The sequence below is a fragment of the Bacillus sp. RO1 genome, from assembly GCF_012524115.1.
Taxonomy (GTDB): Bacteria; Bacillota; Bacilli; order Bacillales; family Bacillaceae_I; genus Sutcliffiella_A.
This window is the reverse complement of the sequence record NZ_JAAZWB010000088.1, coordinates 40,611-55,234: the sequence shown is the minus strand read 5'-3', so window position 1 is coordinate 55,234 and position 14,624 is coordinate 40,611. Positions and strand designations below refer to the sequence as shown.

At 42.7% G+C, this 14,624-nt stretch carries 15 protein-coding genes; 13 read left to right on the top strand and 2 right to left on the bottom strand.

Annotated elements, in window-relative coordinates; translation table 11 throughout:
* Positions 1–205 precede the first annotated feature (205 nt).
* Positions 206–1,264, top strand: coding sequence for a glycosyltransferase family 4 protein (locus tag HC179_RS18605; protein WP_168865701.1), 1,059 nt, complete (start codon positions 206–208; stop codon positions 1,262–1,264).
* Between the two features lie 121 nt (positions 1,265–1,385).
* Here the strand turns inward: HC179_RS18605 and HC179_RS18600 are convergent, their stop codons facing one another.
* Both HC179_RS18600 and HC179_RS18595 read right to left on the bottom strand, forming a co-directional pair.
* A complete protein-coding gene (locus tag HC179_RS18600; RefSeq protein WP_168865700.1) occupies positions 1,386–2,372 on the bottom strand; it encodes an LCP family protein in 987 nt (328 codons plus the stop codon).
* A 24-nt stretch (positions 2,373–2,396) separates the two neighbouring features.
* Entirely contained in the window at positions 2,397–3,032 is a 636-nt protein-coding gene (locus HC179_RS18595) for a YigZ family protein (RefSeq protein WP_168865699.1), read from the bottom strand.
* Positions 3,033–3,380: 348 nt separating this feature from the next.
* Here HC179_RS18595 and HC179_RS18590 point away from each other — a divergent pair, with 348 nt between their 5' ends.
* The 12 genes from HC179_RS18590 (at position 3,381) to fliW (ending at position 14,617) form a co-directional block, all read left to right on the top strand.
* The gene (locus HC179_RS18590; RefSeq protein ID WP_168865698.1) at positions 3,381–4,523 is read left to right on the top strand and encodes a sensor histidine kinase; all 1,143 of its coding nucleotides are present in this window, start codon (positions 3,381–3,383) and stop codon (positions 4,521–4,523) included.
* 25 nt (positions 4,524–4,548) lie between these two features.
* Positions 4,549–5,268 carry a response regulator gene (locus HC179_RS18585; protein WP_168865697.1) on the top strand — a complete coding sequence of 240 codons (720 nt, stop codon included), beginning with the start codon at positions 4,549–4,551 and terminating at the stop codon, positions 5,266–5,268.
* A gap of 365 nt (positions 5,269–5,633) precedes the next feature.
* Positions 5,634–6,476 carry a DegV family protein gene (locus tag HC179_RS18580; protein WP_168865696.1) on the top strand — a complete coding sequence of 281 codons (843 nt, stop codon included), beginning with the start codon at positions 5,634–5,636 and terminating at the stop codon, positions 6,474–6,476.
* A 580-nt stretch (positions 6,477–7,056) separates the two neighbouring features.
* The gene (locus HC179_RS18575; RefSeq protein WP_168865695.1) at positions 7,057–8,550 is read left to right on the top strand and encodes an ATP-dependent helicase ComFA; all 1,494 of its coding nucleotides are present in this window, start codon (positions 7,057–7,059) and stop codon (positions 8,548–8,550) included.
* A complete protein-coding gene (locus HC179_RS18570) occupies positions 8,547–9,260 on the top strand; it encodes a ComF family protein (protein WP_168865694.1) in 714 nt (237 codons plus the stop codon). The genes HC179_RS18575 and HC179_RS18570 overlap by 4 nt, the downstream gene beginning before the upstream one ends.
* 61 nt (positions 9,261–9,321) lie before the next feature.
* Positions 9,322–9,735 carry a TIGR03826 family flagellar region protein gene (locus tag HC179_RS18565; protein ID WP_168865693.1) on the top strand — a complete coding sequence of 138 codons (414 nt, stop codon included), beginning with the start codon at positions 9,322–9,324 and terminating at the stop codon, positions 9,733–9,735.
* 65 nt (positions 9,736–9,800) lie between these two features.
* Positions 9,801–10,064, top strand: a complete 264-nt coding sequence (gene flgM, locus HC179_RS18560) for a flagellar biosynthesis anti-sigma factor FlgM (RefSeq protein WP_168865692.1) — start codon at positions 9,801–9,803, stop codon at positions 10,062–10,064.
* Positions 10,065–10,086: 22 nt separating this feature from the next.
* Complete coding sequence (locus HC179_RS18555; protein WP_168865691.1) at positions 10,087–10,551, top strand: flagellar protein FlgN; 465 nt, start codon at positions 10,087–10,089, stop codon at positions 10,549–10,551.
* A gap of 11 nt (positions 10,552–10,562) precedes the next feature.
* The gene (gene flgK, locus HC179_RS18550) at positions 10,563–12,425 is read left to right on the top strand and encodes a flagellar hook-associated protein FlgK (RefSeq protein WP_168865690.1); all 1,863 of its coding nucleotides are present in this window, start codon (positions 10,563–10,565) and stop codon (positions 12,423–12,425) included.
* Positions 12,426–12,434: 9 nt separating this feature from the next.
* Entirely contained in the window at positions 12,435–13,313 is an 879-nt protein-coding gene (gene flgL / locus HC179_RS18545; protein WP_168865689.1) for a flagellar hook-associated protein FlgL, read from the top strand.
* 260 nt (positions 13,314–13,573) lie between these two features.
* On the top strand, positions 13,574–14,167 hold the full coding sequence (locus HC179_RS18540) for a DUF6470 family protein (RefSeq protein ID WP_168865688.1): 594 nt from the start codon (positions 13,574–13,576) through the stop codon (positions 14,165–14,167).
* Between the two features lie 12 nt (positions 14,168–14,179).
* The gene (gene fliW / locus HC179_RS18535) at positions 14,180–14,617 is read left to right on the top strand and encodes a flagellar assembly protein FliW (RefSeq protein WP_168865687.1); all 438 of its coding nucleotides are present in this window, start codon (positions 14,180–14,182) and stop codon (positions 14,615–14,617) included.
* The last annotated feature ends 7 nt before the right edge of the window (positions 14,618–14,624 follow it).

The window sequence follows — 14,624 nt, the reverse complement described above, 5'->3', positions numbered from 1 at the left end:
TTTATTCTAGTTTAAAAAATAAAATTAAAAGGAAATAAAAAGCTATTACAATGGAATTTTTATGTGTTATAATTTGTTTTGGAATTGAACAAACATTCCCTTATTCTTAACTTCACCATGTAACGACAAAATTATGCAATTATTGTTATAAATTTTTACAAATTTTTTTAATGTACTTTGGCAAACATAATTAAGGGGGATAAATATGCTTGTACTAACATTTGCTATATGTTTCATCGCTGCTATCCTAATGACCCCGTTAATAATAAAATTAGCGCATAAAGTTGGGGCCACTGATAAACCTAACAATAGAAAGGTCCACCAAAAGGTAATGCCTCGTCTGGGTGGTCTGGCAATATATATTGCCTTTATAATCGGGTTTCTTATAGTCAACCCTAATGTAAGTTATGCTAGTGCGATAATTCTTGCGGGCTTTATCATCATTGTTACAGGTGTTCTTGATGATATTTACGAATTATCGGCAAAATATAAGTTGTTAGGGCAACTAGCTGCCGCTTTGGTCATTGTATTGATGGGGGGAATTGAAGTAACCTATATTACCCTGCCATTTGAATACAAGCTTCATTTTGGAGTTCTAAGTATCCCACTAACAATTTTCTGGATCATTGGTATCACGAATGCCATCAACCTAATTGATGGACTAGACGGCCTAGCGGCTGGAGTATCTTCCATAGCACTACTAACCATTACTGGTATGGCACTATCTATGGGTGATATTTTTGTTGCAAGTATGGGTTTGATTTTATTGGGAAGTACTCTAGGTTTTCTCGTATTTAATTTCCACCCAGCTAAAATATTCATGGGGGATACTGGTGCACTGTTTCTTGGGTTTATGATCTCAGTTCTATCTTTACTGGGGTTCAAGAACATAACGCTACTTTCCTTCTTGGTTCCGATAATTATTCTAGGCGTACCAATTTCTGATACCTTCTTTGCTATCTTAAGGAGGTTAGTCAATAAAAAACCATTATCAGCACCAGATAAATCCCACTTGCACCACTGCTTATTAAGAAACGGCTATAGCCATAAACAAAGTGTGCTCATTATTTATGCAATAGCTTCATTTTTCGCGCTGTCAGCAGTTTTATTTTCCAGTGCCACGATGTGGGGATCCCTTTTAGTGGTTTCTATATTGGTAATATTGATTGAAATATTTGCAGAAAAAGTTGGATTAGTTGATAAAAATTATCGTCCATTGTTGAACTTTGTTCGCGGTGTAAGAATGAAGATGAATGATAATTAGTCAATGCTTATTTTTAGCGCTAAGTAGAGAAACCTTAAACAGGGTTTCTCTATTTTTGTGTAAACCATTAAGACTGATAAAAAAAGACCTTGGAACAGTTTGTGCTCCAAGGTCTCTTTACTTATTCGTTTACTTGTTCAGTTGTTTCTTCAATCTCAAGGTGTTGTTTTAAGATGCTTCGAACTTCAAGGATGCTTTCTTCATATGGTATAAAGTAGTATGCTCCTGTACTTGTATCATCTGTACCTTCTAGTGTTACATTTTCCATACGGGATGAATTAAATCCAGCGTACAATTTGCTTAATGCGATACCTTCCGAAACTCTGATGTTTGTCTGAACATTACTTCCAACTTCTTTTGCTATTTTATCAACTTTAAAAATATTTTCCGGAGATATGAGTTCGCTTATAGCAGCTTCAATAATCTGTTTTTGTCTGTCATTACGACCAAAGTCTCCTCTTGGGTCCTGCTTTCTCATTCTTGCATAAGCAAGTGCTTGTTCCCCATTTAATTTCATAGGTCCTTCAGTAAACTGAAGAATGGATTTATCTACATCAGATTTTTCCGTAAAATCGAATGGAACATCGACTTCTACCCCGCCAACGAGATCAATTACATTTTTGAAACCTTCAAAATTAACGGTTGTATAATAATCAATAGGTACTTCTAAAAGTTCTTCGACTTTATCTATTGTCATTTCCTTCCCACCATAAGCATGGGCATGGTTGATCCTAGAGTTATATCCAAGGTGTTCATAATACACTTGTGTATCACGAGGGATACTCAGGAGTTTCATTGTCTTCTCTTTAGGATTTAGCGTGGCGACAATAAGTGTGTCAGTTCTACCATTTTCTCCGCCCGTTGAATAATCCTCAATTCCCATAATTAATACGGAAAAGGGGTCCTTGCTAATTTCGACTTCTTTCTCACGATATTTTGATTTGCCTCGATCAAGTTCTGTATATGCTTCGTTTGCAGCCTGATAAGTTTCGAAAAGCACATATGCACCATATGCCGCTACTGCCAAGAAAAGTGTAAGAAAGATAAAAAGAACTTTCTTCAATCTTTTCCCTTTCTTTTTCTTATTTTCAATTCTTGAATTACTCAATGTAATATCTCCTCTATTAAAGTTTTACACGTCCTGTTCAAGATATAGCTTGTCTCCAGGAGTGGTTTCTGCCTTCCCATTGGTAAGGTCTGTTATCCAATCAATGTATCCCTTACACTGATTTTCTTTAACGTATACGTCGAAAGTTACATCTTCCAGATACCGAATATCTTTTAATTGGTAGAAGGATGAAGTTCTCAATTCATTTTCTACCTTCCCCAATAATGTGTATTCAACGTTAGTATGCATAATTTGCACTAATTCGCGTTCTACCATTCCTGTAGCTGTTATCCCTTCGGAGGTGGCTTTTCCATAGGCACGAATAAGCCCTCCCGCACCTAGTTTAATGCCGCCAAAGTAGCGGGTAATGACTACTACAGTATCTTTCAGGTCTTTTTTCTTAAGGACTTCAAGGATGGGGACGCCTGCTGTGCCACTTGGCTCTCCATCGTCGTTCGCCTTTTGAATTTGATTATGTTCTCCGATCATATAGGCGGAGCAGTTGTGGTTTGCATCCCAGTGCTTCTTTTTTATCTCTTGGATGAAGCTTTGGGCTTCTTCTTCTGTTGTTGCTCGGGCAATGTGGGCGATGAATCTTGATTTTTGGATGTTTATTTCATGCTCTCCATGCCCTTTTACGGTATAGTAGTGAGATAGCAATCTGACAACTCTCCTTTAATGATTGGCACTTTTGTATGATTAGTCATACTTTATCTATTATAAGTGCTCGGTGGGAGGACATCAAATAAAATATAGTTCAGAGCTCCTTATTGTGGCAAGAATCGACAAAGTTTAATCCGATTGTAATAATAATGTTATACAAGCAAAACTTTAGTCCGATATAATGAAGTGTGGACAATTTTCGACAGGTACCCCCACAAAGGTTTGGAAGATTTGGAATGATATAGCATATAGTTCCTTTCTTCTTTTTGGGTATAATGTACTATAACGATAAAGAGGTATTCATAATATTCTTTTAAGAATACAGGGTCTTTTGGAGGATGTCCTATGTCTCGGAAAGTTATAAACTCTAAACAATTAGACATGATTATTGAACAGATGGTGAAAGCCGTTGAAGTGAGCAAGGACGAGATCTTTGAAATCGGGGAAAGTTCCCGTAAAGAATTTGAGAGCCTTGGAAAAGAATTAAATGCGGTCAAGCTTGAAGTGGCACAGCTTATCCATAAACAGGACAAGCTGGAGGTCCAGGTCAGGCATGCAAGAAACCGACTTTCAGAAGTGAGCAGGCAGTTTAAAAATTATACAGAACATCAAATTAGACAAGCATATGACCATGCACATGAATTGCAGCTGGAGCTTCATACGATATCACAAAAAGAGGCTCAGCTCCGCAATAGAAGAAATGAAATTGAACGTAGGTTGTTGAATCTTGAAGAAACCATTACGAAGGCAGATCGCCTCGTAAGTCAGGTTTCCGTGATCTTAAATTACGTAACAGGTGATCTTCAGCAGGTTGGACAGATGATTGCCGATGCCTCTGAGAAACGTGAGTTCGGTTTTAAAATCATGGAAGCGCAAGAAGAGGAACGCCGGCGTCTTTCTCGGGAGATCCATGATGGACCTGCGCAAATGCTAGCCAATGTAATGATGCGCTCGGACTTGATTGACCGGACTTTCCGGGAGCGAGGCCCCGGGGAGGCGTTATCAGAGATCCGCTCCTTGAAAGTAATGGTGCGCTCCGCCCTATATGAAGTGCGAAGGATTATTTATGATCTTCGTCCGATGGCACTCGACGATCTTGGGTTGGTGCCCACTTTAAAGAAATATATTTCGACTATCGAGGATTATCATAATGGCTATCCACAGATTGAATTTATGAACCTCGGAGTGGAACATCGCATTTCCTCCAATCTGGAGGTAGCAGTGTTCCGACTTGTTCAAGAGTCGCTGACAAATGCCATCAAGCATGCTGCGGCAAGCTCCATCTATGTAAAATTGGAAGTGAAACCTACCCATATCATTGTCATCGTAAAAGATGACGGAGTAGGCTTTGATACGACAGAAAAAAAAGAAAAGTCGTTTGGTTTAATTGGAATGAGAGAAAGGGTAGAACTTATCAGCGGGGAATTGGACATACAGTCCACGTCTGGTAAGGGTACTACCGTCTTTATCAAAATTCCGTTAGGCTAAAGATGTATTTGGGAGGATGAGAGGAATGGATACGACAAAAATCGTGATTATTGATGATCATCAGCTTTTCCGTGAAGGAGTTAAACGTATTCTTGATTTTGAAACGAACTTTCACGTGGTGGCAGAAGGTGACGATGGGGAAGAAGCGCTTGACCTAATGGAAAAGCATGATCCAGACGTCATCATCATGGACATCAACATGCCAAAAGTAAATGGTGTGGAGGCTACAAGACGTCTAGTGGAAGCTAACTCAGAAGCGAAGGTCATCGTATTATCCATTCATGATGACGAAAATTATGTTACACATGCATTGCAAACAGGTGCTCGCGGTTATCTTTTAAAAGAAATGGATGCCGATGCATTGGTGGATGCAGTCAAGGTGGTTGCGGATGGCGGGTCTTATCTTCACCCGAAAGTAACGCACAATCTTGTAAGAGAATATCGCCGCTTAACGGAAAATGGTGTGGGGAGCGGTTCTCGCGCACGTAGTGGAGGCGGATCTACAGCTACAACTTATCAGCAAGTCGAAATTCGCCGCCCGCTTCACTTGTTAACTCGCCGCGAATGCGAAGTGCTTCAGCTGTTGGCTGACGGAAAAAGCAACAAGGCGATTGGGGAAGCGTTGTTCATCAGTGAAAAGACAGTTAAAAACCATGTTAGTAATATCCTTCAAAAAATGAATGTTAATGACCGTACACAAGCTGTTGTTGTCGCAATCAAGAATGGCTGGGTAGAGGTTAGGTAGCCTTGGGGATTTGGGTCTCCAAGGTTTTTTTTGTGGGGTTGGGGGCGGTGGCGACAGTGGGGGAGGCGGTCTTGCGTTGGCAAGGGCGGTCGGCGAAATTTGTCGGAGTGTGTCGAATGGCCGTTATATGGTGTGAGTTGGATAATAAATGTCAGGTTTGGACAATAAATTTAAAGATTGGACAATAAACTAAAAGATTGGACAATAAACTAAAAATTTGGCTAATAAAATTGAAACTCACCCCATAAATCGACGCACAACTCACTTGCCCAATAAAAATCAAACAATAGATGAAACTTATTACCGTTTCATGTACAATCTATAATAGATAACAGAAATACTTTAGTATAAGGAAGGTCTACACTATGAAAACGGCGATTGTTACAGACAGTACTGCCTACATCCCAGCAGAATTACGCGCAAAGCATGATATACATATGATCCCGCTAAATGTTATTTTCGGGAATGAATCGTACCAAGAAGAAGTCGACATTAAAGTAGAGCAATTTTACGAAGAAGTCAAAAACAGCAGAGAGCTGCCATCCACCTCCCAGCCTGCCATTGGCGAATTTGTTTCCCTATTTGAGAAACTTGCAAAGGACTTTGACGCAGTTGTGAGCATTCACCTATCAAGCGGCATTAGCGGCACTTACCAAGGGGCTGTAGCAGCAGGTGAAATGGTAGATGGAATTGATGTTTATGCATTTGATTCTGAAATCAGCTGCATGATTCAAGGTTTCTATGCATTAGAAGCAGGGGAAATGGCGGCAGAAGGAAAGTCACCTGAACAAATTTTGGACCGACTGAAAATCATGAAAGAATCTGACCGTGCTTACTTCATGGTAGATGACCTATCTCACTTGCAACGCGGTGGCCGTCTGAGTAGCGCCCAAGCAATTGTAGGTAGCCTATTGCAGGTTAAGCCACTGTTGCATTTTGTGGACACGAAAATTGTTCCTTTCGAAAAGATTCGAACACGCAAGAAAGCGGTCAAGCGAATCCATGATTTGTTTGATGAGGATGCTTCTTTGGGAGTGCCGATGCGCGCATGTGTGATCCATGCAAACCGTGAGGAAGAAGCAGAAGAGATGAAAAGAGAGCTTGAACAGAAGTATCCACATGTGGAGTTTTTCTTGAGCTACTTTGGCCCCGTAATCGGAACGCATCTTGGCGAAGGTGCTTTAGGGCTTGGTTGGTATAAGCGGTAACGTTTTTGGATTTTGATTGATACAGCATCATCGAGATATTGGGAAGACATCAGGAACAGTGGGTTGTTTAGGGTGTCTTTTTTTGTTTTATTTTTTGCGGGTGTTGTGGTTATCCATTTTTTACTATATATAGTGCCGTTTTGAGTGGATATGGAGTAGTACGTTAGTAGAGAGGGCGTCTCAGTGCCTGTTTGTAAGAAAAGAGCAATGAAACGGTAGTAGAGAAGGTGTCTCAGTGCCCGTTTGCAAGAAAAGAGCAATGAAACGGTAGTAGAGAAGGTGTCTCAGTGCCCGTTTGCAAGAAAAGAGCAACGAAACGGTAGTAGAGAAGGTGTCTCAGTGCCCGTTTGCAAGAAAAAAACAACGAAACGGTAGTAGAGACGGCTTCTCTGTTCCCGTTTGCAAGAAAAGAGCAACGAAACGGTAGTAGAGAAGGTGTCTCAGTGCCCGGTTGCAAGAAAAAAACAACGAAACGGTAGTAGAGACGGCTTCTCTGTTCCCTTTCAAACAAAAATATCATTAAAATAGGCAGAGAGAACTCCTGTCTATTACCAAAATTCATCCCCAAAGGAGGAAACCAATGCTTTTCACCAAAACAACAAACAACCTATTAAAAATAACCAACCAAAAATCCGAACACACCAAAAGAATCTCCTCATTCCCAACTATCCCTCAACCACCTATCCAGGAAACTTTCCCCTTCGATCACAACCTCCAACACTTCCTATCTGGCAAGCGGCTTCTAACAGACGAAATTCCATTTAACCAAGCCACACTCCAAACACACTATCAAAATGGATACTTAAAACTCGATTATGGAGTCCACTCCACCAAAGCCGGATCCAAATGCAATCGATGCGGAAACACGGACCAAAGCCTGTTTGCTTCGTTCAACTGTGCCAGGTGTCACCAAACTTGCACCTATTGTCGCCACTGCATCATGATGGGCCGGGTAAGTGAATGCACTCCACTCATCTCATGGAGTGGACCTCAGCCTCCAACAGTTAACAAACCCATAACTCTCTCGTGGAACGGTACCCTCTCCAACGGTCAGCAAGCCGCCTCTAATAAAGTCGTCAAAACAATCCAAAATAAAACATCTCTCCTAGTGTGGGCGGTCTGCGGTGCAGGAAAAACCGAGGTTCTTTTTAAAGGGATTGAAACCACACTAAATAAAGGAGGACGCGTTTGTATTGCCACCCCGAGAACGGATGTCGTGTTAGAGCTATCTCCGCGGTTAAAGCAAGCATTTCCTGACATTGAAGTCGCAACACTTTATGGTGGCAGCGAGGACCGAACGAAAAACGCGCCGCTCACCATCGCCACGACCCATCAGTTACTCCGCTATTATCGTGCATTTGATACTCTCATCATTGATGAGGTTGATGCCTTTCCTTACTCTGTAGATAAAACGCTTGAGTATGCCGCGAACCAGGCGCGAACCAAAAATGGTAGCTTCATTTACTTAAGTGCCACTCCATCGAAAAAAATGCTGAGAGAAGTCCGTGCTAAAAAATTTGAATCTGTAGTGATCCCTGCTAGATACCACAAACATCCCCTGCCAGTTCCAAGCTTGGAATGGTGTGGGCAATGGGAGAAGCGGATAAATAAAGACATGCTTCCGATGAATGTTCGAAATTGGGTGAGAAAGCATATGGAGAATGGAAGACCTATATTTTTGTTTGTTCCTAATATCGCTGTCTTAGAAAAAGTTACCCAAATCTTTGCAAAGGAATACGACCAGCTAGTGGCAAGTGTGCATGCAAAAGACAAGCAACGAAAACAGAAAGTTTCAGATTTCCGGGAAGGGAATATTAACATGCTGGTGACTACAACGATTCTGGAGAGGGGAGTGACGGTAGCGGACGTTCAAGTTGGAGTGCTTGGAACGGAGGACGCTGTTTTTACGGAAAGTGCTCTTGTACAAATGGCCGGAAGAGTTGGCCGCAGTAGTCAATTTCCAAGTGGAGATGTTCGTTTTTTTCATTACGGAAAGACAAATGAAATGGTTGCCGCAATGGACCAGATCAGAAGGATGAACTACCGAGCAAGGAAGGAGGGATTCTTCCAATGAATCATTGCTTGATTTGCCATGATGATGTGACTTTTCCATTTGGCTGGAGCGCGTTCTTAGGTCTGCAAAAACATGCCCCTGTTTGTGAGGACTGCGAACATGCTTTTCAAAAACTCACAGGAGAGCTTTGCAAAATATGCGGTCGGGAGTGGGGGATGGTGGCAGACGAAAATAGGTATGGGGATCTCTGTTCTGACTGTTTTAGGTGGGAGGGCGATCCGTCTACAGCTGGTCTGCTTAAACAAAACCGATCCGTCTACCATTACAATGAACAAATGAAGGATATATTATCAAGGTATAAATTCAGAGGGGATGCCGCCCTCTCACAAGTTTTCCAAGAAGCATTTACAAAGAAGTTTAAAGAGGCATGCCAAAACGAGAAACCCATTGTTGTTCCCATTCCACTAAGTCCAGAACGCCTATATGAGCGCGGCTTCAATCAGTCACTTTTACTGGCAGAGCTTTTGCCTGGCAAACCAGAACAGTTAATCTCTAGAACCATCTCAGAAAAGCAATCAAAAAAAGCACGATGGGAGCGGATAGAACGAGATAATACCTTCTTCGTCCCAGACTATGAACTAGTAAAGGGTAAAAGCATCCTCCTCATTGACGACATCTACACGACAGGAACAACCGTGCGCATGGCGGCGAAGGTTCTGAAAAGCGCCGGAGCTAACGATATTTCCTCCTACACACTTGTTCGCAGTTAACATTTTCCCGACTCTTACGATATAAAGAATAAGAATCCATTGCTCGAAAGGGAGTTGCGTTATGTCTCAACTAGATAATTGCCCAAGCTGCGGTCAGATTTATGTGAAGAATGCGTTTCGAGAAGTCTGTGAAACGTGCTATAAAGAAGAGGAAGCGAAATATCAAACTGTTTATAGATACATCCGCCAACGAGAAAACCGGACAGCATCAATGGACCAAGTGGTGGAAGACACGGGAGTAGAGGAATATCTAATAATAAAATTCATTAGAAAAGGTCGTATTCAACTGGTTCATTTTCCGAATTTAGGCTATCCGTGTGACCGATGTGGTAGGATTATAAGGGAGGACAAGCTATGTCAGGGCTGTAAAAAAGATATTCACGGTCAGCTTTCCCAATTGGAGCTTGAAGAAGAACGAAAACGCGCTATTCGTGAAGAAGGAAAAACATACCACGTGATAAATAAGAAGTTTTAATAAACATTTCGGCCTTTGTGACGATACAAAAAATAGACAAACTGTTCGGAAGGAAGGGATATTAAATGAAGATTAACAATTTAGGGCCTTCAGGGATTAATCCATACAAAAATCAAATGAAACAGCAACAAGCTGCTAAAACGAACCTAACAAAAAGCGATCACGTAGAAATTTCAAGTAAAGCAAAAGAGCTGCAAGAGCGTTCCCAGTTCGCTGAAGCTCGTCAGGAAAAAGTTGCAAAGCTGAAAATTTCTGTGGAGAATGGCACCTATCAAGTCGATTCAAAAGCCGTCGCAAATAAGATGATTGATTACTATTCAAATAAATAGAGCGTCAAAATAAGGAGATATTATGTCCATTCCAACCATCATAACCATACTTGAAAAAATGCTAACCTTGCATGCCTACCTCTATGAACTCACGGTGCGGAAAGAAGAGATTGTAAAGGCGAACAAGGTAGAAGAACTACAACAGATTACAAGAGAAGAAAAGCAATATACGAGAGCGATTGTCCAGCTAGAAAAGCAACGAGCGGAACTGTCAGAGGGAAAAACAGTGACGGAGCTTGCAGAAATGAGCACCCCGACAGAAAAACAGGCTCTGCTTGATCTAAAAGCAAGGCTCACAGAAACGATTGGCAATATTCAAAAGCAAAACGAGCTCAATCAACTCTTGCTCGAGCAATCCCTGCAATTTGTCACGATGACCTTGAATACCTTAAATCCGCAGCCGAGTGCGGTAAACTACGAGAAACCTGCGAATACGAAGAAAAGTGTCAGTGCCCCAGCGCGCTCGCTGTTCGATTCAAAAGCTTAGGAGGAACATCCATGCGTTCAACATTTCATAGTCTCGAAGTTGCGAGACGTGGTCTGGTTACCCAGCAAACTGCCCTTCAGACGGTTGGTCATAACATTGCCAATGCCAATACTCCAGGTTACACAAGACAAAGAGTGAATTTTGTCCAGACAGAGCCATATCCAGCTCCATCGATAAATCGTCCGCAAATTCCAGGACAGATTGGGACAGGGGTAGAGGCAGGCAGCATCCAGCGTGTGCGGGAGAGTTTCCTGGATATCCAGTATCGCGGGGAAAACAATAAGCTTGGTTACTGGGAAGCTCGGGCTGATTCTCTGCAAAAGATGGAAGAGATCATGAACGAACCATCTGAAACAGGTCTTTCGACGACATTGGATCGCTTTTGGCAGGCCTTTCAGGACTTGGCTGTTAATCCGACTAATGCAGGTGCGCGGTCTGTAGTCAGGCAACGCGGGTTGGCCGTTGCGGAGACGTTTCGTTTCTTGTCCGATTCACTGAGTTCGGTACAAGGTGATATTAAGAATGAGATGGATGTCACTGTGAAGCAAGTTAATGCTCTTAGCCAACAAATTAATAATATTAATAAGCAAATTGGTGAATTAGAGCCTCATGGGTATCTAGCTAACGACCTTTATGATGAAAGAGATCGACTTGTAGACGAGCTTTCACAGCTGGTAAATATTACAACAACAAAAGTGGGTAGTGGAGGAAATCCAAGCAGCATCGCCGAAGGAAAGTTCACGGTAGATATGGTTGACGAATCTGGTCGCAAAATAGGTACCCTTGTGGATGCTGGAAGCCTGAGAGTGAACAGTTTATCCCTAGAGTTCCGAGCGGATACTGGACTAGTTGATGGCTTCAAATTGGGAGATACAAGCTTCGGGATTGGAAGCATGCAGGCTTCAGGAAAGTTACGTGGATTGATTGATTCCTACGGGTTTATGGAAGGCAATGCAGAAAAGGGGCTTTACCCTGATATGCTAAACCACCTTGATACGGTGGCCTATGAATTCGCCCAAGAGATCAACAGGGTTCATGAATCCGGTTGGAGCATCTCGAGCATGGAAACCGGAGAGCATACAGCGTTCAAATTCTTCGAGTTTAAAAACACAGACATTACAGCTGAAAACAAAAAAAACGCCGCAAAGCTTTTCACTGTTGCAGCGGATATCGTTCAATCCCTAGACAATATCGCTGCTTCCGGCTACAACAAGGGAATCATTACTACAGGGGAATTTCATGGCTATAACGGTGTGGAGAATGTCTCTGTTACCGTGCAGTCAACTGTAGATGCAGCTGGTGTTCAGCAGTTTACTTATACAGTATACGATGCAGCACAATCGCCTAAACAGGAGCTAAAGACATCGGGTAATTTTGCTAGTTTAGAAGAACTAGGGGAAGGTTTGTCGGAAGAGTTTGTGGATGAAAATGGAAACCATTCCGTAAATTTCAATTTAGATAAAGTTCGTTTGGAGGATGTATCAAAAGGTAACTTTATTGCGGTAGACATCCCAAAAGTGGGTCAGGTCGGTGGTCGCGTTGGGGACGGAAGCAATGCGGTAGCCTTGGCAGAGGTAAAAGCACGTTCCCTTCAGCTAAATGGTGTTTCTACTACCTTCCAAAACTATTACGAAAGCGTAATCGGGGGATTGGCGGTAGATGCACAGGAAGCAAACCGACTTTCCTACAACAGTGAAACACTGAGACTATCAGTCGACCAGCGTCGTCAATCTGTAAGCGGCGTTTCGCTTGATGAAGAAATGACGAGCATGATTCAGTATCAACATGCATACAATGCTTCAGCTCGAATGATCACGTTAACGGACGAACTTTTAGATAAAATAATAAACGGCATGGGAATAGGCGGAAGGTAGGTTAGATAGATGCGAGTAACGCAAAGCATGTTGACACAGAACTCATTGCGTCAATTGAGTACTAGCTACAGCAAAATGGGCAAGCTGATGGAACAGCTCTCTACAGGTAAAAAGATTTCCAAGCCATCCGATGACCCTGTCGTTGCGATGAAAGGGATGTATTATCGTACAAACCTGACGGAGCTTGAACAATATAAGAGAAACCTGAGTGAATCTTATTCTTGGATGGAGAATTCGGAAGCGGCATTAGATCATGTGCAAAGCTTGATGCACCGTGCGCGTGAATTAGTGGTGCAGGGTTCGAATGATACATATTCTCCTGAAGACCGCCAAGCGATGGCAAAAGAGATCGAGCAGCTTAAACACGATTTTGTACAGGTTGCGAACACGCAGGTTGCAGGAAAATACATTTTCAATGGTACGGCTATAGATAAGCCACGAATAACGGATGCGAATGATCCTTCATCTGTAAGTACGGAAAACTCCCCGTTTGAGGTAGAGGTTTCCCGTGGTATCAAGCTTCAGTCCAACATCAATTCAGAAAATGTTTTTAATAAGGACATGATGGAAGTTTGGAATGGTATTCAGTCGGCGCTTGAAACGAGCGATATGGATGCGTTAAAAAATCTAATGGGCCGTTTTGATAAGGCAGCTGATACGATTTCAGCAGAGCGTTCGGAACTAGGTGCCCGCTATAACCGTTTAGAGATGGTGGATAATCGGATTGGGTATCAGGAAGTGGTGGCAACACGTATCTTGTCTGACAATGAAGATGCTGATATTGAGAAGGTTATTACGGAATTGACGTCGCAGGAGAGTGTGCATCGTGCTTCCCTTGGTGTGGGAGCGCGTGTGATTCAGCCTTCGTTGTTGGATTTTTTAAGGTAAGATGAGGAACTGTCTTGGAGGGAGCTGTTTGATGGCAGTTGTTTCTGGGACAGTTTTTTTGTGGAAATTTTAGTGTATTCGCTATACAGTTGATTTCCGTTTCAGGCGCTTCGCTTGCCTGCGGGCGGTCCGGGAGCCTCCTCACAACGCTTCAGGGGTCTCCCCTGTCCCTTCCTCCCGCGGGCGTCTGCGCGCCTTCCACTACAATCAACTAGGTTTCTTTATAAACCCTTAAAATGCATATAAAGGAGTGAATAAGAATGCTATTTCCTCAAATTCGGTTACAGTCTACTTTTGCTCAGACTGAGCTTCAAATTCAGAAGCCGGTGCAGCAGATTGAGCAACCGAGAGCAGAGTTGAGTATCGAGCAACCAAAAGCAGAGTTGACGATGAAGCGGACGCCTGGGAGGTTGACGATAGACCAGACGCAGGCTAGAGAGGACATGGATTTAAAGAGTGTGCACAGGCGGATTGAGGAAGCGGCACAGCTTGGTCGTCAGGATTGGTTGGCGGGTCTGGCTCGGGTTGCACAGGACGGCAATGAAATGATGCGGATTGAGGATGGCGGTGGGGCGATTGCTCGTCAGGCGAAGCGAAACAGTGAAGGTCCACTGAAAGAGTTCAATATTGGCTGGATTCCTTCGCACTTTAGTGTGAAAATTAATTATGAGCCTGGAAGCGTGGATATTCAAGTTCAGGAACGCAAGCCGGTTATTGACGCTAAGGTAAACAAGCCTGTGCACGAGTACACGCCAGGTTCCGCACAGGTAAGCTTGGCCAACCATCCATCGCTGCAAATAGACTTTGAGAACCTGCGCCATGTCGGCACAGGAGGCTACGAACAAAAAATATAAGGTTGTGAAACGATGAAAATAGAAACAAAGTATCATGGATTGATAGAGGTACAGAAAGAAGAAGTGGTAAGGTTCCCTAATGGCCTACCGGGTTTTTTAGGGGAAAAGGAGTTTACGGTTATTCCGTTTTCGGAGGACGGAATGTTTTATATTTTACAATCGGTCCAGACTCCTGAGCTCGGATTTGTCATGACCAATCCATTCACATTCTACCCTGATTATGATTTTAACTTGGAGAACCAATCAGTAGAAACTCTCGAACTGGATTCTGCTGAAGATGTATCTGTCTATTCAGTTTTGACAATGGCAGACCCGTTCCATCTTACAACGGCCAACTTACAGGCTCCTGTTGTCGTGAACATGAAAAGGAAGCTTGGAAAGCAAGTCATTCTTACAGGAAGCCCATATCAAACGAAGCACTATCTATTTCCAGAAGCCATAGTCAAATAGAGAGGAG

Bases quoted from the DNA above. Each gene is read 5' to 3' on its own strand.
- HC179_RS18605 (WP_168865701.1), top strand. From the start codon at position 206: ATGCTTGTACTAACATTTGCTATATGTTTCATCGCTGCTATCCTAATG.
- HC179_RS18590 (WP_168865698.1), top strand. From the start codon at position 3,381: ATGTCTCGGAAAGTTATAAACTCTAAACAATTAGACATGATTATTGAA.
- HC179_RS18585 (WP_168865697.1), top strand. From the start codon at position 4,549: ATGGATACGACAAAAATCGTGATTATTGATGATCATCAGCTTTTCCGT.
- HC179_RS18580 (WP_168865696.1), top strand. From the start codon at position 5,634: ATGAAAACGGCGATTGTTACAGACAGTACTGCCTACATCCCAGCAGAA.
- HC179_RS18575 (WP_168865695.1), top strand. From the start codon at position 7,057: ATGCTTTTCACCAAAACAACAAACAACCTATTAAAAATAACCAACCAA.
- HC179_RS18570 (WP_168865694.1), top strand. From the start codon at position 8,547: ATGAATCATTGCTTGATTTGCCATGATGATGTGACTTTTCCATTTGGC.
- HC179_RS18565 (WP_168865693.1), top strand. From the start codon at position 9,322: ATGTCTCAACTAGATAATTGCCCAAGCTGCGGTCAGATTTATGTGAAG.
- flgM (WP_168865692.1), top strand. From the start codon at position 9,801: ATGAAGATTAACAATTTAGGGCCTTCAGGGATTAATCCATACAAAAAT.
- HC179_RS18555 (WP_168865691.1), top strand. From the start codon at position 10,087: ATGTCCATTCCAACCATCATAACCATACTTGAAAAAATGCTAACCTTG.
- flgK (WP_168865690.1), top strand. From the start codon at position 10,563: ATGCGTTCAACATTTCATAGTCTCGAAGTTGCGAGACGTGGTCTGGTT.
- flgL (WP_168865689.1), top strand. From the start codon at position 12,435: ATGCGAGTAACGCAAAGCATGTTGACACAGAACTCATTGCGTCAATTG.
- HC179_RS18540 (WP_168865688.1), top strand. From the start codon at position 13,574: ATGCTATTTCCTCAAATTCGGTTACAGTCTACTTTTGCTCAGACTGAG.
- fliW (WP_168865687.1), top strand. From the start codon at position 14,180: ATGAAAATAGAAACAAAGTATCATGGATTGATAGAGGTACAGAAAGAA.